Source organism: Stenotrophobium rhamnosiphilum (assembly GCF_003052265.1).
GTDB lineage: Bacteria > Pseudomonadota > Gammaproteobacteria > Nevskiales > Nevskiaceae > Stenotrophobium > Stenotrophobium rhamnosiphilum.
In genome coordinates, this window is the sequence record NZ_QANS01000002.1 from 374,422 (window position 1) to 396,388 (window position 21,967).

Genomic DNA, 21,967 nt, shown 5'->3' on the forward strand with positions numbered 1-21,967 from the left:
GTAATTTATTCGTCGTCAGAACCACCGCTGAACGAGCGCTCAAAGCGGCGTTCTGAAGCGGGCGGCGTATAGCGGCGGAACTGCACTTTAACGCAGTTCGGGCCCAAAAGTTGGTGTAGAGCGGCCAAGCATTCGTCCTGAACGCGTATGCGCCAGTCCTGCCCGAATTCGAGCGTGGCACTTGCCCGGGCATTGAGGTAGTTGACCGTCACAGGCGCGCCTTGCGCAGAACGGTACGGGGTCAGGGCTTTTTGCAACAGGACGACATCTGGCGCCGGACGCTTCCAGTCCATTGTGAGGCGCGTGGCGTAGTCCGCCATTAGCGCGCCGGGCTCGAGAAAATCCGGGTTATAGATGCGCGGCTCGGCCTCGCGGCCGTCTTTGGCCACGGACATGCCGAATTCAGCAATCACGAAAATTAATTGATCGACCCGCACAAAGGGCTGGTACTTGAGCCACTTGTCTGCATCAATCCACGTGGAGATCAGCGAGCCTTGATCATTCAGCGTGACCTTGTAACTGGCTCGACCAGATTTATCGTCTTTATCGCCTTTGAAGAAACGCAGATCAGTGACCCAAGCAGCGAACATCTGCTTGCTGCGCGGCTGCCATTTGGTTTTGCCATCGGGGCCGGGTGGCAGCGGCGGCGGAATGCCAGCGATCAATTCAGCCATACGGCCAGAACAGATCTGCGCGATCACATCGAGGTAGGCTTCGATTGGATGTCCAGACAGATAGAAGCCCAGCGTTTCACGCTCATGCGTGAGCTTTTCGCGGATCGACCATTCATCAACGTATTCAGATTCGATGCGCTCTTCCGCTTTCGGCGTTGATGAGCCGAGACCAAACAATTCGTTTTGACCGCTGTTAGCGCTTTCAGTCGCACGCTCAGCAAGTGCAATTGCTTTGGGCAAAGTTTTAAGCAGCGATGCGCGATTGAGACCCAAGCTGTCCATTGCACCCGAGAAGATCAGCGCTTCAAGCACGCGCTTGTTGGCTTTCTTCAAATCGATGCGGCGACAGAAATCGAAAATATCTTGGAAGCGTCCGTTCTTTTGTCGATCAGCAACAATGCCTGCCAACGCTGCTTCGCCTGCGCCCTTGATCGCACCAAGGCCATAAACAATTTCGCCCGGTGAAGGCACCGTGAATTTAAAGAAGCTGCGATTCACATCCGGCGCATGCACCTTCAGATGAATGCGCTTGCACTCTTCCAACATGGCCACAACGGTTTCCGTGTGGTCCATATCGCAGGACATCACTGCCGCCATGAACTCTGCGGGGTAATGCGTTTTCAGCCACGCGGTTTGGTATGAAACCAGTGCGTAAGCCGCAGCGTGTGATTTGTTGAAGCCGTAGTTAGCGAACTTCTCCATCAAGTCGAACACTGTCGTGGCGACTTCAGTCGTCACGCCACGTCCAACCGCGCCTTCCGTAAATACGGTGCGCTGCTTGGCCATTTCCGCGGCGATCTTTTTACCCATCGCACGACGCAACAAGTCAGCGCCGCCCAGCGTGTAGCCGGCGAGGCGTTGCGACATCTGCATCACCTGCTCTTGATACACGAAGATGCCGTAGGTCGGATGCAGCACGACCTCCATATCCGGGTGCTCATAGACGATCGGCATTTCGCCGCGTTTACGTTTGCAGTATTCCGGGATCATGTCCATCGGACCTGGTCGATACAGCGACACGAGCGCGATGATGTCTTCAAACGTATCTGGCTTCAGATCGCGCGAAGCTTTCTGCATGCCCGGAGATTCCATCTGGAATACCGCGCCAGTTCCGCCTGATGCGTAAAGCTCGTAAGTCTTTGCGTCCGTCAGCGGCAGTTGCAATACATCAATGGTTTCACCGCGACCTTCACTAATGAGGTTGACTGCTTCTTGAATAATCGTCAGCGTCTTCAAGCCGAGGAAGTCGAACTTCACCAAGCCGACGGTTTCGATATCTTTCATATCGAACTGGGTGCGCATGCCCTCGCCGCCCGGTTCGCAGAACAGCGGTGCAAATGCGGTCAGCGCTTTTGGCGCGATCACCACGCCACCCGCATGAACACCAACACCGCGCGTGACGCCTTCGAGTGCGAGACCTAAATCAAGCACCGCGTGCGTTTCTTCGTCGGTGTCGTAAAGACGCTTTAGCTCGGGCACTTCGTCCAGAGCATCTGCGAGGGTTGCACCCGGAGTATTGGGAATGAGCTTGGAGATCGTGTCGCCCACACGATAGGGATGGCCCATCACACGCGCCACGTCACGCACCACACCGCGTGCGGCCATCGTGCTGTAGGTGATGATCTGGCCCACATGATCGCGGCCGTATTTCTCCGACACATACGCGATCACGCGATCACGATTGTCCATGCAGAAGTCGACGTCGAAGTCTGGCAGCGATACACGTTCCGGATTCAGGAAGCGTTCGAACAGCAAGTTGTACGGCAGCGGATCAAGGTCCGTCACGCCGATGGTGTACGCGACGAGTGAACCTGCGCCGGAACCGCGGCCCGGACCCACAGGGCAGCCATTCTTCTTGGCCCACTCAATGAAATCGGCCACCACGAGGAAGTAACCGGCAAAGCCCATTTTCTCGATGATGCCAAGCTCGTAATCGAGACGCTGGCGATACACATCAACAGGCTGCGCTGCGGTGATTTGTGTCAGGCGCCAGTCCAAACCTTCGAACGCACGTTTACGCAGATACGTATCGGTGGTATCGCCTTCTGGAACCGGGAACTGCGGCAGATGGTTTACGCCGAAGGTCATCGTCAGCGTGCAGCGGCGCGCAATCTCTAACGTGTTCTCAACGGCTTCAGGCAAGTCTGCAAACAACTCGCGCATTTCATCTGCGCTCTTGAGATATTGCTCCTCGGTGTACTCACGTGGGCGCTTCTCGTCATTGAGCATGCGGCCCTGCGCAATACAGACACGTGCTTCGTGTACTTCGAACTCGTCACGATTTAAAAAGCGTACGTCGTTGCTTGCGACGAGAGGCAATCCAACATGGCGTGCGAGCAGCGTTGCGGCACGAACCCATTCTTCATCATTGGGGCGCTTGCAGCGTGCAACTTCAAGATACAAACGCCCTTCAAAATTCGCACGAAGCTCTTTGACGGCTTCTAGCGCCGACTGAACATTGTCGGCCAACAGTGAACGGTAGATCGCGCCATCACGTCCGGTCAGTGCAATCAGACCTTCGTTATAAGCCGTGAGCCACTCACGACGAACCAGCGGAGAGCCCTTTGCCTGACCATCGGTATAGCTAAGCGAAATGATGCGTGTGAGATTGCGATAGCCGAGATCGTTTTGCACCAGTAGCGTCAGACGTTCAGGGCCATCGCCCTTCACACGTTCTTCCAACCAGACATCGGCACCCACTACTGGTTTGATGCCAGCACCTTCAGCGGCCTTGTAAAACTTCACCATCGCAAAGAGGTTGTTGCGATCAGTAATAGCCACCGCAGGCAAGTTTAGTTCTGCTGCGCGCACGGTCAACGTCGCGCCGCTACCACCGCCCTTGCGACGTGGTGGCTCAACGCGAACGATGCCGTCGGTCAGCGAGAATTCAGTGTGCAGTCGGAGATGAACGAAGCTCATCGTGCCGTCGCAAATTTCACGCATGGCGCAAAGCTCATGCGATGTATTGAAGTGACACCCAGTTCGCGCAGCGCATTCATATGCTGCGCAGTGCCATAGCCTTTGTGCTTGGAGAATCCATACCCAGGAAACTCTGCATCAAGCCTTTCCATCTCACGATCACGCGCAACCTTGGCCAGAATGCTGGCGGCCATGATTGCAGGCTCCAGCGCATCGCCATCAATAATCGTCGTGACTTTGCAGTTCAACTTCGGCGCTTGATTGCCATCGACCAGCGCCTCGTGCGGCGCATGCGTCAGCGTTTCGACTGCACGCTTCATCGCCAACAACGAGGCCTGCAAGATATTAATGCTATCGATCTCGTGACTTTCGGCGCGAGCGATACTCCACGACAAAGCGCCCTGCTGAATCTTGTCGAAGAGTTTTTCGCGCGCAGCAGCAGAAAGTTTTTTGGAATCGTTAAGACCTTTGATCTCGACCTTCGGATCAAGCACGACTGCCGCTGCATACACCGGCCCAGCGAGACAGCCACGCCCTGCCTCATCAACGCCCGCAACAATTCGCGTAGGCGCTAATAGATCAATCTGGCTGCTGGCTGAAGATTGCATGATTATTTCGCTAACAACTTGGCGATGGCATCAGCAGCTAGTGCTGCGGAATCACGCTTGAGTTCATTGCGAACAATCGTGAACTGCTCGAGTTGCTGCTCACGCATCAGCGGATTGCGCAGCAAGTAAGAAACCTCGTGGCCCAACAGCGCAGGCGTTGCTTCTTCTTGCAAGAGTTCAGCAACGACAGGCTTCGGCGACAAAATATTCGGCAAGCTCACGAACTGTGTTTTCAGCAAACCAATCCAACGCAAAATAACTTTAGCGAGGAAGGATGCGCGGTAAGACACCACCATCGGGCGGCCTAACAGCAAGCACTCCAAAGTTGCGGTACCCGATGCGAGCAATACGACGTCGGCAGCGCGCATCGCTTCGCGCGATTGGCCATCGAGCAGCGTCCATTCAACACCGGGCGCGTGCTGAGCAATCGCTTGCTCCATGCCTGCTCGCAGTTTTGGTTTTGCGACAGGCGTTACGAAACGCACACCGGGCACACGTTGCTGCAACCACGCAGCTGTTTGCGCAAATGTTTCACCTAGATATTTCAACTCGCCGCCGCGACTGCCGGGCAACACGGCGACGAGTGGACCGTCTTCACGCAAACCCAGCTCGCGACGCGCGGAAATTTGCGTGGTTGCATCGTTCAATTCATCAGCAAGCGGATGACCGATGTAGGCCGCAGGCACATCGTGCTCTGCGTAAAACTTAGGCTCAAACGGAAATAAACACAGAATCAGATCAACAGATTTGGCGATGCCCTTCACGCGGCCCTGTCGCCAAGCCCACACTGTCGGGCTAACCATGTGAACAGTCTTAATGCCTTGCTCACGCAGGCGGCGCTCGACGGTGAGATTGAAATCTGGCGCATCAATGCCAATCACGCAGTCTGGTTTGTCTTTCGACAAGCGTTCAATCACTGAAGCGCGCAGCTTGAGAATACGCGGCAGCACCTTGATCACTTCGGCAAAGCCCATCACCGAAAGTTCTTCAATGCTGGCAATCGGTTCGCAACCTGCCGCAATCATGCGCGGGCCTGCAACGCCATAGAACGTTGCGTCTGGATAGCGTGCTTTCAGTGCAGTGATCAGCGCGGCGCCGAGGATGTCCCCGGAAAGTTCGCCGGCGATCAGTGCAAAACGCATAGCAGGGATTAACGCGCCAACCGGCGCGAAGTGTTGATGAAGTCCAGCATCTGCTGCACGTGCACCGAATCCTTGGCCATTTCCGCCAGCTCGATTTTGACATCGGCCAACACCTTACCTGAGCGATAGATCAGCTTGAACGCATCTTCGATCTTGCCCATATCGTCCGACGTGAAGCCGCGACGCTTGAGGCCTTCTTTATTGATGATGCGTGGCTCAGCTGGGCTGCCAGATACGGTTACGAATGGCGGCACATCACCGGTGATTGCTGAGCTGTATGCGGTGAATGCATGGTCGCCGATCTTCATGAACTGATAGATCAAGGTGAAACCGCCCATCACCACCGTGTTACCGATATGCACATGGCCAGCGAGGCTGGTGTTGTTGGCAAAGATGTTGCCGTCACCAATCCAGCAATCATGCGCAACATGGCAATACGCCATGATCAGGTTTTGATTGCCGATGCGCGTCTCGCCGTTTTTGAGCTCGGCTTCTTTCATCGTGCCGCGCTGAATCGTGACGTATTCGCGGATCACGTTGTTGTCGCCAATCACCGTGCTGGTTGGCTGATCACGCGTTGCAGTGAGATCTTGCGAGAGTTCGCCGATGGAGGCGAACTGATAAATCTTGTTGTTCTTGCCGATGATCATCGGCCCGGTCAGCACCACATGCGGACCAATCCACGTACCTTCGCCGATCTCAACGCCTGCGCCGATGATGGTGTACGGACCAACTTCTACGCTGGCATGTAGCTTGGCGCTGGGATCAATAATCGCAGTGGGATGAATTAATACGGTGCTCACGCTCACTTGCCCTCTTCGCCACGATCAACGTCTTTGATGACGCAGGTCAACCCGGCTTCGCAAGCGATCTCATCGCCGACATGAACCGTTCCCTTGAATTTATATACGGTGCGCTTCTGCTTCTCGAACTCAATTTTCAGTATGAGCTGATCGCCAGGAACAACGATGCGCTTGAAGCGGCACTCTTCAATTGCTGCAAAGTAAAAAATCTTGCCGGAATTGGCGCGCAGGCCAGTCTCCTGACAGGTGTAGAGACCACAAACCTGTGCCATGGCTTCCACCATCAACACACCGGGCATTGTTGGCAGGCCGGGGAAATGGCCCAGAAAGAAATGCTCATTCATGGTGACATTCTTTAATGCCGTCATGGATTTGCCCGGCTCGTAGCCAATGACACGATCCACCAACAAAAAAGGATAGCGGTGGGCCAACATGCCCATGATCTCGCGGATATCAAAAATCGTGTTATTCACTGTCGCCCTCATCGGCTTTGCTTGTAATGCCGAGTTTGTTCTCAGCATGGCGGAGTCTTTGCTCCAATCGATCCAAGCGTCGCACACGCGCCACTTGCTTGCGCCACTCCCTGGCATTTTCTACCGGCAAACCAGATCCATAGACCCCCTTCGATGGGAGGGACTTGGTGACCATGGCAAAGCCCATGACGATGACATCGTCGCCAATCTCAATGTGACCTGTAATACCAACGCCGCCACCAATCATGCAGCGTGAACCAATTTTTGTGCTGCCCGCAATTCCCGTACAAGCAGCCACCGCGGTATGCGCACCGATATGCACGTTGTGTGCAATCTGAATCAAATTGTCGAGGCGTGCGCCATCGCCAATCACCGTGTCTTCAATCGCGCCACGATCAATCGTGGTGTTGGCGCCGACTTCAACATCGTTGCCAATCACGACAGTGCCCAACTGCGGCACTTCCACCCAACCGGTTGGACTCGGCGCATTGCCGAAACCACGCGAGCCGATCACCGCACCCGGCTGAAACTGGCAACGCTCGCCAATTCGAACGTCGTGCCCGATGTGCACACGCGCGACCAGAAATGCTTTCTTACCAATCTGTGCGCCACGGCTAATGATGCTACCGGGACCAATGTAAGAACCCTCACCAATCACAGCGCCCGACTCAATCACCACCTGCGCGGCGACACAGCTGCCCTCGCCCAACTGGGCATCAGCTGCGATGACGGCACTGGGATGAATCCCCGGCTCAAAATCACGGCTGCGATCAAACAGCGCTGCGATGCGCGCGAATGCGAGATAAGGATCAGGCGCAACCAGACCATTGCCGGTAAACGTTGCACCATCACGCTTGCCCACAATCACCGCACCGGCCTGCGTGCTCGCAAGCTGTGGACGGAATTTAGGGTTGTTCAGAAAACCAATACAGCCGGGCTTGCCAGGAGACAGCGAGCAAACGCCGCTGATGACAATGCTCGCGTCGCCTTTTAATTCGAGGCCGAAGCGTGCTGCAATTTCGCCAAGAGTGTGTGACATGGGGTCTAGGGCCTATTAGCGCTACTTCCGCGCCTGCGGCAAGGATAAACGAAGGCGTCATCAAACGCGCAACGCCGCTCCTCCCTTCTCAGGAAGGAGCGGCGTGCGGTGATGCAGAAACTTACTTAGCGGCGGCTGGAGTCGACTGCAGGCGCTTCAGCACTGCGTCGGTGATGTCTACAGCGGCGGTCGCGTAGACAGGGTCCTGAAGAACAGCGTCAACGCCCTTTTCCTTGGCAACGGCTTCGATCACAGCCTTGATCTTGCTCATCATGTCGGTGGTGAGCTGCGTGTCACGAGCCTTGAAGTCGTCCTGGAACTGGCGCTGCTTGTACTGGATATCAACCTGACGTGCGCTCAGATCTTTCTCGGTCTTGGCAACGTCGGCTGGGCTCATCAGCGAGCCTTCCTTCTGGTACTTGGCCGCATCAGCCTGGAATTTTTTCATCTCGGCTTCGAGGTCATTCTTGCGACGATCGAATTCGGTTTTGATTTTGTCAGCGCCGGCCTTGAACTGCGGCGACTGCTGCACAACGTCAGCCACACGGATCGTGGCGATCTTCACTTCGGCCTGCGCCGTGCCCGTGATCATCAAGGCGGTAGCGCCGATAACGGCTGCAGTCAGAGTCTTATTCAGGAGTTTCATTTGCTTCTTTTCCTCTTGCTGTAAACGGTGCGGTGCGGCCTTTAGGCCGTCCGCACCTGCGGTTTTGATCAAAGTTAAAGTGAATAACTATCTGTGATCTTAAATAAATTTAATAAAATATAACGTTTCGTAGCTGGCAGATCAGCGTGGGACGGCTTAGAAGCCCGTACCGAAGTTGATCTGGAATCTTTCGATTCTGTCACCCTGCTTTTCGTTCAATGGGAATGCATAGCTTAAATCGAGCAGGCCCAAGAACGGCGTGAACCACTGGAAGTTGATGCCTGCCGTATAGCGCAATTCATTAATGGCGAAATCCTGACGCTCAGCAAACACGTTACCGATGTCATAGAACAGTGCCAAACGTGTCGACTTACCATCCGACTCAATCGGCATTGGGATGATCATATTCATCTGCGCCGTTGTGCGGAACTTGCCGCCGAATGGGTTCAAGAACTCGTCCTTAGGACCCAGCTCACCATCGCGGTAACCACGAACCGTGCGTGAACCACCGGCGAAGAAGTTTTCGTATGGAGGCACGATCTTTGTTTTACCAAATGAATCAACAAAGCCGAGCGAAGCATTCGCTTCCAGCAAGAACTTCCAGAACAGCGGCTGATACGCCTGCCCACGGTAGCTCATTGTGTAATAAAGCAAATCGCTGCCCGGGACAGAAACATCGACGTCAAATTGATTCAGAGAGCCGTAGTTAGCAAAGAAAGTGCGGTTACGCGTATCGCGGCTAATACCGGTACGCAACTGAACGTTCGTGAACACCGTTCCGTTTTCCTCAACGAACTCTGCGAGCTCACGAGGCGTATTTGCAAACGTTGTAATCGCGGTTTGCTCTACAGAGGCACCCAAACGCAGAGCTGCGAATTCTGACAACGGAATACCGTAAGTCAGGTTGGCAGCCATCACATTCGAATTGAAGCCCGATGCATTACGAATAACCGACTTCGAATTGCGATAGGACAGGCCCACCGTCTGACTAATGCCATCAGCGGTGAAGTAAGGATTGGTAAGCGACAGGTTCACACTCTTAGAAATAGCGTTGTGATCCAGCGCCAATTCAACGCGATCACCCGTACCCAAGAAGTTGGTGTGCGTGAGGCTGCCGTTGATCAGGAAGCCCTGAGAACCCGAGAAACCCACACCAAACTGCACAGAACCAGGCGCACGTTCTTTGATTCGGAATGCGATATCAACCAAATCATCAGAACCCGCTACTGGTTTGGTATCGACTTCTGCTTCTTCGATAAACGGCAAGCGAGTCAAACGTACGCGTGAACGCTCAACAGCACTCTTGGAGAATGGTGAAGCTTCAAGCTGGCGCATTTCGCGACGCAGCGTTTCATCGTTAGTCGTGCCATGGCCAGCAAAAGTAATGCGGCGTACATACGCGCGCTTGCCCGGCTCAACGTAGTAATTAATCGTGATCAGCTTCTTTTCTTCATCCACATCCGGAATCGGCGTGACCTTGGCAAAGGCATAACCAATATCAGACAGCGCAGCTTCAATACGATTTGCGCTTTCGGTGGCTTCTTTACGCGAGAAGGTGCTGCCATCTGGCGTTGAGAGCAGAACATTCAAGAATGTCTCGTTGAGAATAATCTCACCCGAGAACTTGTGGCCTTTAACTTTGTAGACCGAACCTTCATCAACGTTGATCGTGACGTAAATCGATTCTTTGTCTGGCGTCAGCGCAACCTGCACGGAGCGCACATCAAACTTCAGATAGCCGCGATCTTGGTAATAAGACTGCAGTGCTTCCAAGTCGCCACCGAGCTGCTGCTTGGAGTAACGGTCGGTCTTCTGAAACGGAATCCAGTGCGTACGTTCAAGCTTGAACTGCGCTAACAAATCCTTCGTCTTGAAGGCCTTGTTGCCTATGACGTTGATGTCTTTAATCTTGGTGACTTTACCTTCAGTCACTTTGATGTTGACCGACACGCGATTATTGGATTCGTCTTTTACCTTGGTATCGATAGCAACATCGTAATAACCATTGGCGTAGTACTGACGACGCAGTTCTTGTTCCACTTGATCGAGCAGTTCGCGCTTGAACAACTCGCCATCGGCCATGCCGAGATCTTTCAGCGATTTCTTCAGCTCATCGCCGCCGATCTTGTCGTTGCCTTCGATCTTAAACGTGGTGATTGCAGGACGCTCTTTCACCGCAATAACGAGCGCATCGCCGTCACGTTCCAACTGAACATCTTGGAACAGCCCGGTCTGGTAGAGCGCACGGATCGCTTGACGCGAGGTGGTGTCGTTAAGCTCGTCACCAACAGACAAGGGCAGATACGTCAGTACGGTGCCGATATCGAGACGCTCAAGACCACGAGCGCGAATCTCTTTAATCGTAAACGCGCTGAACGCGAAGGCTTGTCCCGCTAGCAGCAGAGCTGCTACCGCGGTCAACAAAGCGGTCTTGCTGAATCTCATTGTTCTAGTAGTTCCGCGTTCAGTTCGTAATTAGTTTTAGTTCAGTTCAGCAGGCGCGCAATATCGTTGTAGAACGCTAACCCCATTAAGGCTACCAAGAAGGTCACCCCCAAGCGCTGCCCCATCTCCATCATGCGTTCAGAAACCGGTGATCCTTTCACCGCTTCGACCGCGTAATACAACAGATGCCCGCCATCCAGCAGCGGCACCGGTAACAAATTCAATACACCCAAACTCACACTAACAATGGCCATAAAAGCCAAGAACGGCACAAAGCCGACTTGGGCAGTAATTCCTGCCACCTCTGCGATCTGGATGGGACCGCTGACGTTCTTGATCGAAACATCCCCCAGCACCATGCGCCAGAGCATTTTCAAGGTCAGCATAGACATCTGCCCGGTGTACCGTATCGCCGCAGGAACGGCGGCAATCGGGTTAAGCCGGTCTTCAGCGCGCAAATCCTGCCACAACTCAGGCGGGACTGCTACGCGCGCGCCAATCTTGCCAAGCCCTTGATCGCCATGGCCGATGATGAGGTTGCGTTCCAGTGTCTCATTGCCGCGCTTAACCTGAACTTTGGCCACTTCGCCGGGATGCGCACGCACCCATTTGGACCACTGCTGCCAAGAGGTCACAGGCGTGCCGTTAAAGGACAGGAAAAGATCGCCGGTCTTCAAGCCAGCATCGTCTGCTGGATCGCCTTTGACCACGCTTTCAATCAGGGCGGGAATCTCAGGCTGAAAAACCTCAAAACCGAGATCGTTAAACAGAAACTCCGGATCCACTCGGACTGCGGCCAGATCAATCACTAGCTCGCGGGTCTCGCCGCCGCTGGTCTTGATCACGACAGGCACAGGCTTGCCTTCCAGCGCACGGCTCAGCAGTTCTGTACGGAGTTTGTTCCAAGTGGCAATTTCAACATCGCCGATGCGCAAAACCTGGTCGCCCTGATGCAACCCAACCTTGGCCGCAATAGAGGCAGCCGGTGGCTCTGCAAGAAGCGGCTTGATGCCTTCAACGCCAAGGATAAAGACGGCCCAGTAAAACAGGATCGCCAGTGCAAAATTGAATATGGGGCCGGCCGCCACAATCAGTGCGCGCTTGCCAAGGCTCTGTGTGTTGAAGGCGAGGTGACGTTCGTTCGCGGGGACTTCGCCTTCGCGCTCATCCAGCATTTTGACGTAGCCGCCCAAAGGCAGAGCGGATACAACCCACTCCACGCCATCTTTGCTGGTGCGGGTCCACAGCGGTTTGCCGAAGCCTAGTGAGAAGCGCAGAACTTTGACGCCACAGCGTCGAGCAACCCAGTAGTGACCGAATTCGTGAAAGGCGACCAGAATACCGATCGCGACCAGAAACCCGCCAACGCTCCAAACCAAATTAAGCATGGATGACCTTCTGTCCAGAATTGAGCCAACTCATAGACCAATCACGGGCCCAAGCATCGACGGCAAGAATGCCGGCAAGGTCAGACGCTACAGCTTGGTGATCAGCATTCAGGCAGCTTTCGATCATTTCTGCGATACCGGTATACGTAAGTTTCCCCTTAAGAAACGCTTCGACAGCGATTTCGTTCGCTGCGTTCAATACATTTGCGGCATTGCCGCCCGCAATCAAAGCCTCACGTGCCAAACGCAGGCAGGGGAAGCGCTGCGTGTCCGCTGGCTCAAAGCGCATACGTCCCAAAGCAGCAAGATCAAGGCCATCTACACCCGACTCCCAGCGCTCTGGCCAAGCCAGCGCATGAGCAATTGGCACGCGCATATCGGGCTGACCAAGTTGGGCCAGCATCGAGCCGTCGACGTACTCAACTAATGAGTGAATCGCGCTCTCAGGGTGAATCACCACCTCAAGCTGGGCGGCAGGCAGACGATACAAAGTCGCCGCTTCAATCAGCTCCAAGCCTTTGTTCATCATGGTGGCGGAGTCCACCGAGATCTTCTGGCCCATCACCCAATTGGGGTGACGCACCGCCTGCTGAGGCGTGACCTTGGGCAAATCCGCTAAAGGCGTTTCACGGAACGGGCCGCCGGATGCCGTCAGCACCAAACGCTTTACGCCCTTAGGCACTGCGCCGCAGCGATACGCCGCAGGCAAGCACTGAAAGATCGCGTTGTGTTCAGAATCAATCGGGATGATGGTGGCGCCAGATTGATCCGCCGCATCCATCAGCAAACGCCCCGCCATCACCAGCGGTTCTTTGTTGGCAATCAGAACGCGCTTACCTTTTTGCACAGCGGCCAGCGTCGGCAACAAGCCCGCTGCGCCAACAATGGCCGACATGATCTGATCAGCTTCAGCATGTGCAGCAACTGCAACTAGCGCATCGACGCCAGTTCCCACTTCAATTTTGAGACCTGCGGATTTGATCTTGGCTTCAAGACGCTGCGCTGCGGCTGCATCTGCCATCACCGCAATGCGCGGCAAGAATGCTTGGCACAGTTCAAATAAAGCGGCGTCGTCGGTATTGGCTGTCAGCGCCAGAACACGCAGCTTGTCGCTATGCCGCTGCGCAACGTCGAGTGTGTTGCGCCCGATTGTTCCAGTAGCGCCTAGGACGACGAGGTTTTGCATCAGATATTGAGTAACAGCAGGCCCAGCACCATCACTGGTGCAGCGGACAGAATGCTGTCGACGCGATCAAGAATGCCGCCATGACCGGGCAGGATATTGCCGCTGTCTTTGATACCTGCATGGCGCTTGAACATGCTTTCGGTGAGGTCGCCCACAATCGAGAACACCGCAATCACCATGCTCAGCACGAACAATGCGATCAGCGCATCGCCTTGTGCCTGAAAAATGTAATGCCCGCCCACAAGCGACCATGCACCGCAGAGCAGCACACCGCCAATCGCGCCTTCAATGGTTTTGCCAGGCGACACATTCGGCGCCAGCTTGTGCTTACCAAACGTGCGGCCTGCGAAATATGCGCCGGTGTCTGCAGCGAAAATCAGGAAGAACAAATAGATCAAACGCATCACGCCATTGGGCATGGCATGCAGTGTTGCCAGCGCCAATAGCGTTGAAGAAATAAGCAGCAAGCCCAACAAACTCATCGCAATATCAGATGGTGGGTGGCGCTGAAAATTCTGCGGGAATCCTGAGACGAGAATGAAGCTAAACACCCACCAAACCGCAGCCACACCGAACAACCAAGGGCGGTATTCAATCGGAGCAGCCCAAACCGCAAACAACACAATCGCCATTGCAGCCACATAGAGATAGCGCTTGGCGCTATGCCCCGACCAACGCATCAGGCCGGTCCACTCCCACGCGATCATCAGACCAGCGGCAGAAAAGAAGACATAAAGCCAAGGCGTTGGCGCAAACCAGATCATGCCCAACAGCACGGGTAATAACAGCAAGGCGGTGATCACGCGCTGCATCAACATGTTATTGGTCCGATCCGGTGAGTTGCAGATGTAAGGATGCGCTATCCATGGCGGTTTTCAAAGCGACTTAAGCCGCTTCAGGCACTCGGCCAAAGCGCCGTTCGCGTCCAGCAAACCACGCGATTGCTGCCTTGAATTCGGCTTCATTGAAATCAGGCCACAGCGTGTCGGTAAAGAACAGCTCGGTATAGGCCAGCTGCCACAGCAAGAAGTTGCTGATTCGCTGCTCACCGCCAGTACGGATCATCAAATCCGGCGCCGGCAGACCTGCGGTATCTAAGTACTCTTCGATGTTCTCGACATTGATTTCACGACCCAGCGTGACACAACGCTTTGCCGCTTGTGCGATATCCCACTGCCCGCCATAACCCACCGCCACCACCAACTTAAGTGAGGTGTTATGCAAAGTGAGTTGTTCGGCACGCGCCATTTCATCGCGCAGGCTTTGTGCAAAATCACGATGATCGCCAATGAAGCGAATGCTGATGCCGTTCTTGTGCATCGAGTCCACTTCACGCGACAAGGTCTTCACGAAGAGCTGCATCAGCAAGCTCACTTCTTCTTGCGGGCGACGCCAGTTTTCTTGCGAAAACGCAAAGATCGTCAGCACTTCAACGCCGGCGTTATGCGCCCCACGAACAATCTTGCGCACGCTCTTAACGCCCGCACGATGCCCCATTGCGCGTGGCTGCAAACGCTGCTTTGCCCAACGGCCATTGCCATCCATGATCACCGCGACATGGCGCGGTGCGGACGACTTTGGCAGCGAAGGTGAAGACTTGCTCACGTCAGATCACATCGCCATCAAATCTTTTTCTTTCGTTGCAGCCGTTTCATCAACTTTGGCCACATGCTGATCGGTGAGCTTCTGAATATCGGATTCAGCGCGCTTTTCTTCGTCGGTGGTGATGGTCTTAGCCTTGCCAAGATCCTTCACCGCCTGGTTAGCATCACGACGCACATTGCGAATCGCGATCTTGGCTTCTTCCGCTTCAGTCTTCACAACTTTGGTCAGCTCACGGCGACGTTCTTCCGTCAGCGGCGGCATATTGATGCGAATCGTGGTGCCAGCGGTGTTCGGCGTCAGGCCCAGATCTGAAGCCAGAATGGCTTTCTCGATCAGACCGAGCAGCGTCTTGTCATAAGGCGTGATTGAGATCGTACGAGCGTCTTCAACCGTGACCTGAGCGGCCTGCGAAATAGGAACTTCCGAACCATAAAAATCGACGCGCACATGATCCAGCAGCGCGGGATTGGCGCGGCCAGTGCGCAGCTTGGTCAGCTGAGTCTTGAGGTTGTCGAGGCACTTCTGCATACGGGCAGTGGCGTCGGCTTTGATCTTGTTTACCATTTCCATCGTCTCCAAAAATTAGACGGTTACGTGCGTGCCAATGGTGTCGTCGCCCATCACGATCTTCATCAGAGCGCCCGGGCGGTCCATGTCATAGACCCGCAATTTCATTTTGTTATCGCGGCAAAGCACCAGCGCGGTCTGATCCATCACGCTCAAACGCTGGTCTAGCGCCTGATCGTAGGTCAGCGTCGAATACTTGGTGGCCTTCGGATCCTTCTTAGGATCGGCGGTGTAGATGCCGTCGACCTTGGTCGCTTTCAACAACAGATCAGCGCTGACTTCAACCGCACGCAATGCCGCAGCGGAATCGGTCGTGAAGAAAGGGTTGCCAGTACCGGCAGCAAAAATCACCACGCGACCTTTTTCGAGATGACGCTGTGCTTTGCGGCGAATGTAGTCTTCGCAAACTTCGTTGATGCGCAGTGCAGACTGCACACGTGCTTGCAGGCCGATGCGTTCAATCGCGTCTTGAATGGCGAGGCCGTTAATCACGGTAGCCAACATGCCCATGTGATCACCAGTGATGCGGTCCATGCCGCCGCGGGCCAGACCTTCGCCGCGGAAGATGTTGCCGCCACCGACCACCAGTGCAACTTCAACACCCGCATCAACGATGCCCTTGATCTCGTTAGCGAGAAAGGTCATCACCTCAGAGGAAATGCCGAACTGCGAACTACCCATCAGGGCTTCGCCGGATAACTTCAACAGGATTCGTTTGTAAGCTGGCTTTGTACTCAAGTCAGGAATCCTCGCGTTCTGGTTCGCCTAGAAAGAGGCCCCGTTTCCGGGGCCTCAGATTTACCGATAGTTTACCGCAAAGAAGGACTTAACCGCCTGCTGCAGCCACTTCTGCTGCAAAGTCAGTTTGAGCCTTTTCGATGCCGTCGCCGACAGCGAAACGCACGAAGCGTGCGACGCTGGCTTTCTGCGACGCGAGCAGCTTTTCAACCGTCTCGTCTGGGTTCTTAACAAAAGGCTGACCCAGCAGGGTGATTTCGTTCACGAACTTGGCAACCTTGCCGTCGAGCATCTTGGACTGGATTTCAGCAGGTTTCGCCTTGTAACCACCACCGAACTTCTTCTTGATCGTGGCGTACTCGTCATCCCATTCCTTCTTGCCTTCAGCGGAGAGGCCGTCATAGTGACCATTGGTCTTCTCGCCATCCATTTCTTTAAGGAACCCGGCCAGCTTGTCGGACTCAGCCTTGGCTTCGGCCTGTTCCTGCGCAACCGTGGCTTCGATGATGCGGCGCTCGGTAGCCAGAACTTCGGCCGAGATCTGCGAAACGTCGAGGAAACGTGGATTGGAAGCAGCGACATGCATCGCAACGTCCTTGGCCACTTCCGCGCTGCCCGTGTTCAAGGCCACGACCGCGCCAATCTTGGTGCCGTGCAGGTAGGCGGCGATTTCGCCAGCTGCCTTGTTCACGATCTCAAAACGACGGATGGTCATGTTTTCGCCGAGTTTGGCGATCAGTGCGCGGCGCTTTTCTTCCAGCGTTTCGCCACCAACGTCGAGCGCCAACAGCGCAGCGAGGTCAGCAGGTTTGTGCTTGAGTGCAGCCTGTGCGGCAGCAGCAGCGAGGCCCTGGAATTCGTCGCCTTTGGAGACGAAGTCGGTTTCGGAGTTCACTTCAACCAGCACAACCGAGCCGGCGTCAGATGCCATCGCGATCACGCCTTCAGCAGCCGTACGGCCGCCTTTCTTGTCAGCCTTGGCCATGCCGTCCGTGCGCAGCTTTTCAGCGGCTTTGTCGATGTCGCCACCGGTGGCTTCGAGCGCTTTTTTGCAGTCGCTCATGCCAGCGCCAGTGCGCTCGCGGAGTTCCTTAACCTGTGATGCAGTAATTGGAGTTGTCATAGGTATCAAATCTTTATTGCCGCCATTGAGGCAGCAGATGAGGAATAAATCTGGCTTGAAACTAAATTGAGCCTAAAACAGCAGGCCTAAAACAGAACGGGAAGAGACATTGAAGTCTCTTCCCGCTCGCCTACGATTTAGGCTTCGGCGCCACGACGGCCGCGCGAACCACGGTCGTTCTTGCCATCTTTTTCGCCAGGCTTACGCGGACGCGGTTTGCGTGGTGCTTCCATCTTCACTTCTGGCTCTGGCACATATTCGTCAGGCTTGAGGTTCGGGTTCGAACCACGGCCTTCGAGAATGGCTTCAGCCAGGCAGGCGGTGTAGACCTTGATGGCGCGGGTTGCGTCGTCGTTACCTGGGATCACGTAGTCAACAGGCTGCGGATCGTTGTTGGTGTCGACGACGGCGATAACCGGAATGCCGAGCTTCTTGGCTTCAGCAATCGCGTTCTTTTCGTAACCGGTGTCGATAACGAACAGGCAGTCCGGCAGGCTCGGCATGTTCTTGATGCCGCCCAGCGACTTGCGCAGTTTTTCAACTTCGCGAGTGTGGTTGAGCTGTTCTTTCTTGGTCAGACGATTGATGCTGCCATCTTCAATTGCTTTTTCCATCTCGTGCAGGCGCTTGATCGAGCCCTTGATGGTCTTGAAGTTGGTCAGCGTGCCGCCCAGCCAGCGCTGGGAAACATACGGCATGTGGCAACGCAGCGCTTCGGCTTCAACTGCCTCACGTGCAGCGCGCTTGGTGCCTACGAACAGGATACGGCCGCCGTTGGCGGCGAGCTTGCCAGCGAAGGAGCAAGCGTCCTTCAGCATCGGCAGGGTCTGTTCGAGGTTAACGATGTGAATGCGGTTACGTTCGCCGAAAATGTAAGCTTCCATTTTCGGGTTCCAGTAGCGGGTGCGGTGTCCAAAGTGGACGCCCGCTTCCAGCAACTGTCGCATAGTGATATTCGACATGTGTACAACTCCTTGGGTTGATAGCAAACCGCGTCGAAGTGCAAGCACCCAAGACCGACGCGTTTGGATTAATCAAAGTACAGTGCGGCAGGATTGCCGAATTGCCTTTGAAGGGCGCGCTTTATACCATAGCGACCCTTTGAAAACAACGCGTTCCCCTGCGTTTCCCCTAGCTCCGGCCCATGTCGATCACTATAAAAAACACCGAACAACAGCAGATGATGCGCGCCGCGGGCGCCGCCGCCGGGGACGTGCTGACCATGATTGCGCCATATGTAAAACCGGGCGTCAGCACCGATGAACTGAATCGCCGTTGCCACGACTACATCGTCAATACGCTCAAGTGCATCCCTGCCCCGCTGAACTACGGCGGCGGCAACGGCCGCGTGCCCTTCCCAAAATCGATCTGCACATCGGTCAACCACGTGGTCTGCCACGGCATTCCCGGCCCTAAGACCTTGAAAAAAGGCGATTCTTTGAACATCGACGTCACCGTCATCAAAGACGGCTGGCATGGCGATACCAGCCAGATGTTCCATGTCGGCGAGCCCACCGTGTTGGCCAAACGTCTGGCTGAAACCACGCGCGAAGCGATGATCGAAGGCATCAAAGTGGTGCGTCCAGGCGCCAAACTGGGCGATATCGGCGCCGTGATTCAGAAATACGCCGAGGCCCGCGGCTTCACCGTGGTCCGGGAATATTGCGGTCATGGCATTGGCCAAATTTTCCACGAAGACCCGCAAGTCGTGCATTACGGCAAAGCTGGCACGGGAGTTGAATTACAAGCCGGCATGACCTTTACCATCGAACCTATGATCAACGCCGGCAAAGTCGACGTTAAACTCCTGCCTGATGGCTGGACCGTGGTCACCAAAGATCACTCAATGTCCGCCCAATGGGAGCACACCATTCTCGTGACCGAAACCGGCTATGAAGTACTGACCCTGCGCGCAGGGGAAGTCGTCTAATGGGCGCAGAAATCGAACTCGCCGAAGACGAAGCCGCGTCGATTTTTAGCACGCCAAAAATCCGCGCTCGCCTGCATCTGGATGGCCGCTCTATCGCCGCCTTCCGCGACACCCTTACTTGGGGCCGCGAGCGCCTATTCACGCTGTTTCACGAAGGCATGCCTGCGGACTCGCTGGTCCACGCCCGCGCCCATTTGGTTGATGAAGTTTTGCGTGAAGCCTGGCTGAAGTTTCTGCCAGAAAATCCGCAGGGTTTGGCGATGATTGCTGTCGGCGGTTACGGCCGTGGCGAACTGCTGCCGCACTCGGATATCGACATTCTGTTGCTGCACGAGCCCGGCGCGCTGGAGCAATACCGCCAGTCACTGGAACAGCTCACTGCATTTGGCTGGGACATTGGCCTCGAAGTCGGCCAGAGCGTGCGCACAGTTGATGATTGCCGTCAGCAGGCGGATGGCGATATCACCGTCATGACCAACATGATGGAAGCGCGTCCGCTGATCGGCGATATGCGCCTTTACAGCGCCATGCAAACTGCCATCGCGCCAGACAAACTCTGGCCCGCTGATGAGTTCTATCGCGCCAAGCGCGATGAGCAAGCGGCACGTCACAAAAAGTACGACGACACCGGCTACAAGCTGGAACCGAACGTCAAAGAAGGCCCCGGCGGTCTACGCGATATTCACACCGTTGGCTGGGTTGCCAAGCGCCACTTCGGCGCACGCAATCTGATTGAACTGCGTGATCGCGGCTTCCTGACAAAACAAGAATGCGACGAGCTTTTCGCTGGCCAAGATTTCCTCTGGCGTGTGCGCTTTTCGCTGCACATGATCACCGGCCGTCGCGAAGATCGTTTGCTGTTCGATCATCAGATTAAAGTCGCTGCATTGTTTGGCTATGTGGACTCCGACCGCAATCGCGCCGTCGAACAGTTCATGCAGCTTTACTACCGCACGATCAAATCACTGTCATGCCTCAACGACGTGTTGTTGCAGCTGTTCGACGAAGCGATTCTGCATGCTGAAGTTCGCGAAGAACCGAAAGCACTGAACCCTCGCTTTGAAGTGCGTCGCAACTTCATTGAAGTGCGTAGTGAAGATGTGTTCAAACAACATCCGCATGCGCTGATCGAAATCTTTTTGCTGATGCAGCAAAATCCAAAAATTGAAGGCATCCGCGCCAGTACCTTGCGTTTGATTCTGCGCGATGCTCGATTGATCAACGATACAGTTCGCCAAGACGTACGCGCACGCAGCTTGTTCATCGAAATGTTCCGCGAAGGCCGTGGCCTCACACGCAATCTGCGCCGCATGAATCGTTACAACGTGTTGGGCAGCTATCTACCTGCGTTCGGTCAAATCATCGGTCTGATGCAGTACGACCTGTTTCACACGCTCACCGTCGACGAACACACACTCTACGTTCTGCGCAACGCACGACGTTTTGCGATGAAGCGTTTCCGTGATGAGTTCCCTTTCTGCAGCGACGTGATGGATCGCCTCACCAAGCCGGAAGTGCTGTATCTCGGCGCTTTCTTCCACGACATGGCCAAAGGTCGTGGTGGCGATCACTCTGAATTGGGCGGACAAGAAGCTGAAGAGTTTTGCCTCAATCACGGTCTCTCGCACGGCGATGCTGCGATTGTTTCGTGGCTGGTGAAAAACCATCTGTTGATGTCGCTCACCGCTCAGAAACAAGACATCACAGATCCAAAAGTGATTTCCGATTTTGCTCGCAAGATCGCTGATCGCAGCAAGCTCGATTATCTGTTCCTGCTCACTTGCGCAGACATTCGCGGCACCAACCCAGCACTGTGGAATTCCTGGCGCGAAAGCTTGCTGGTCAATCTCTACAACGCGACTGCTCGCGCACTCGAACGTGGCCTGCACAACCCAGTCAATGAAGCAGAGATGGTTGCTGAACAGCGCAGCCGCGCACTCACGCTCGTCGCTGCCAAAGGCGTTGATCCGCAACAAGCGAAAGAAGTTTGGGCGCGTTTCGAAAACGATTATTTCTTGCGCCACACGCCAGAAGAATTGGCTTGGCACCTGCCAGAAATTCTCTCCAGCACCGAAGAAAAATTGCCGCTGGTTTTGGTGGAGCCCCTCGCCGACCGCGGTACGACCGTCTTCATATACACGCGCGACCGCGACCATTTGTTTGGCCTCACCACGGGCGTTCTCGCTCGCCTCGGCTTGAACATTTTGGACGCACGTCTCAACACCACGGACGACGGCTACACGCTGGATTCATACATGGTGATGGAAGGCGACGGCTCACCGATTGATGGCGCACATCGCTACGATGAAATTCGCGATGCACTACGCAAAGTGCTGAGCGATCCAGATATTTCCATCGTCGATGTGAACCGTCGCACTTCACATAAGCTCAAGCACTTCAACACGCCGACGACGATTTATTTCAGTCAGGATCAAGCGCGCAAGCGTACGATTCTTGAACTTGTCACCGCCGACCAACCTGGTCTGCTGTCGATGATCGGCCGCGTGTTCCAGAAGCGCGGCATCCTGCTCGACGCCGCTAAGATCGGCACGATTGGCGAGCGCGCTGAAGACGTTTTCTTTATCACTGATCGGATGCATCGCCCACTTCTCGATGAGAAAGTCATCGAAGAACTCCGCGAAGTCATCACCCGCACACTCAACCGTACTGAAGCCAACTAA

18 protein-coding genes are annotated in these 21,967 nt (G+C 55.0%); 2 read left to right on the forward strand and 16 right to left on the reverse strand.

All coding sequences use genetic code 11. From position 1 onward, the window contains the following. Nucleotides 1-5: 5 nt before the first annotated feature. The 16 genes from dnaE to rpsB all read right to left on the reverse strand — a co-directional run bounded on the left by dnaE (nucleotide 6) and on the right by rpsB (nucleotide 18,318). On the reverse strand, nucleotides 6-3,617 hold the full coding sequence (gene dnaE / locus CJD38_RS05710) for a DNA polymerase III subunit alpha (protein ID WP_240783535.1): 3,612 nt from the start codon (nucleotides 3,615-3,617) through the stop codon (nucleotides 6-8). Beyond that, nucleotides 3,590-4,201: a ribonuclease HII gene (gene rnhB, locus CJD38_RS05715; protein ID WP_107939350.1), complete on the reverse strand. Its 612-nt coding sequence runs from the start codon at nucleotides 4,199-4,201 to the stop codon at nucleotides 3,590-3,592. The genes dnaE and rnhB overlap by 28 nt, the downstream gene beginning before the upstream one ends. Nucleotides 4,202-4,203: 2 nt before the next feature. Then, entirely contained in the window at nucleotides 4,204-5,343 is a 1,140-nt protein-coding gene (gene lpxB / locus CJD38_RS05720) for a lipid-A-disaccharide synthase (protein WP_107939351.1), read from the reverse strand. Between the two features lie 8 nt (nucleotides 5,344-5,351). After that, nucleotides 5,352-6,146, reverse strand: a complete 795-nt coding sequence (gene lpxA / locus CJD38_RS05725; RefSeq protein WP_240783536.1) for an acyl-ACP--UDP-N-acetylglucosamine O-acyltransferase — start codon at nucleotides 6,144-6,146, stop codon at nucleotides 5,352-5,354. A gap of 2 nt (nucleotides 6,147-6,148) precedes the next feature. Continuing rightward, the gene (gene fabZ / locus CJD38_RS05730; protein WP_240783537.1) at nucleotides 6,149-6,619 is read right to left on the reverse strand and encodes a 3-hydroxyacyl-ACP dehydratase FabZ; all 471 of its coding nucleotides are present in this window, start codon (nucleotides 6,617-6,619) and stop codon (nucleotides 6,149-6,151) included. Beyond that, nucleotides 6,612-7,658, reverse strand: coding sequence for a UDP-3-O-(3-hydroxymyristoyl)glucosamine N-acyltransferase (gene lpxD / locus CJD38_RS05735; protein WP_107939354.1), 1,047 nt, complete (start codon nucleotides 7,656-7,658; stop codon nucleotides 6,612-6,614). Before lpxD ends, fabZ begins: the two co-directional genes overlap by 8 nt. A gap of 121 nt (nucleotides 7,659-7,779) precedes the next feature. Next, complete coding sequence (locus CJD38_RS05740) at nucleotides 7,780-8,304, reverse strand: OmpH/Skp family outer membrane protein (RefSeq protein WP_146165931.1); 525 nt, start codon at nucleotides 8,302-8,304, stop codon at nucleotides 7,780-7,782. A 156-nt stretch (nucleotides 8,305-8,460) separates the two neighbouring features. Then, nucleotides 8,461-10,749 (reverse strand): outer membrane protein assembly factor BamA, encoded by a 2,289-nt coding sequence (gene bamA / locus CJD38_RS05745; protein WP_240783538.1) that lies wholly within the window; start codon nucleotides 10,747-10,749, stop codon nucleotides 8,461-8,463. A 41-nt stretch (nucleotides 10,750-10,790) separates the two neighbouring features. Continuing rightward, complete coding sequence (gene rseP, locus CJD38_RS05750; RefSeq protein WP_107939356.1) at nucleotides 10,791-12,137, reverse strand: RIP metalloprotease RseP; 1,347 nt, start codon at nucleotides 12,135-12,137, stop codon at nucleotides 10,791-10,793. Further along, nucleotides 12,130-13,323 carry a 1-deoxy-D-xylulose-5-phosphate reductoisomerase gene (gene dxr / locus CJD38_RS05755; protein ID WP_107939357.1) on the reverse strand — a complete coding sequence of 398 codons (1,194 nt, stop codon included), beginning with the start codon at nucleotides 13,321-13,323 and terminating at the stop codon, nucleotides 12,130-12,132. The genes rseP and dxr overlap by 8 nt, the downstream gene beginning before the upstream one ends. After that, nucleotides 13,323-14,141, reverse strand: coding sequence for a phosphatidate cytidylyltransferase (locus CJD38_RS05760; RefSeq protein ID WP_107939358.1), 819 nt, complete (start codon nucleotides 14,139-14,141; stop codon nucleotides 13,323-13,325). The genes dxr and CJD38_RS05760 overlap by 1 nt, the downstream gene beginning before the upstream one ends. Nucleotides 14,142-14,208: 67 nt before the next feature. Continuing rightward, nucleotides 14,209-14,928 carry a polyprenyl diphosphate synthase gene (gene uppS / locus CJD38_RS05765; protein ID WP_206362896.1) on the reverse strand — a complete coding sequence of 240 codons (720 nt, stop codon included), beginning with the start codon at nucleotides 14,926-14,928 and terminating at the stop codon, nucleotides 14,209-14,211. Between the two features lie 6 nt (nucleotides 14,929-14,934). Continuing rightward, entirely contained in the window at nucleotides 14,935-15,492 is a 558-nt protein-coding gene (gene frr / locus CJD38_RS05770) for a ribosome recycling factor (RefSeq protein ID WP_107939717.1), read from the reverse strand. An 18-nt stretch (nucleotides 15,493-15,510) separates the two neighbouring features. Next, a complete protein-coding gene (gene pyrH / locus CJD38_RS05775; RefSeq protein WP_107939359.1) occupies nucleotides 15,511-16,233 on the reverse strand; it encodes a UMP kinase in 723 nt (240 codons plus the stop codon). A gap of 88 nt (nucleotides 16,234-16,321) precedes the next feature. Further along, entirely contained in the window at nucleotides 16,322-17,356 is a 1,035-nt protein-coding gene (gene tsf / locus CJD38_RS05780; RefSeq protein ID WP_107939360.1) for a translation elongation factor Ts, read from the reverse strand. Between the two features lie 137 nt (nucleotides 17,357-17,493). Then, nucleotides 17,494-18,318 carry a 30S ribosomal protein S2 gene (gene rpsB / locus CJD38_RS05785; RefSeq protein WP_107939361.1) on the reverse strand — a complete coding sequence of 275 codons (825 nt, stop codon included), beginning with the start codon at nucleotides 18,316-18,318 and terminating at the stop codon, nucleotides 17,494-17,496. Between the two features lie 182 nt (nucleotides 18,319-18,500). On the opposite strand from rpsB, the gene map reads away from it, so the two are divergent. Together map and glnD are read left to right on the forward strand one after the other, a co-directional pair. Further along, nucleotides 18,501-19,286: a type I methionyl aminopeptidase gene (map, locus tag CJD38_RS05790; protein WP_107939362.1), complete on the forward strand. Its 786-nt coding sequence runs from the start codon at nucleotides 18,501-18,503 to the stop codon at nucleotides 19,284-19,286. Continuing rightward, a complete protein-coding gene (glnD, locus tag CJD38_RS05795; protein ID WP_107939363.1) occupies nucleotides 19,286-21,967 on the forward strand; it encodes a [protein-PII] uridylyltransferase in 2,682 nt (893 codons plus the stop codon). The genes map and glnD overlap by 1 nt, the downstream gene beginning before the upstream one ends.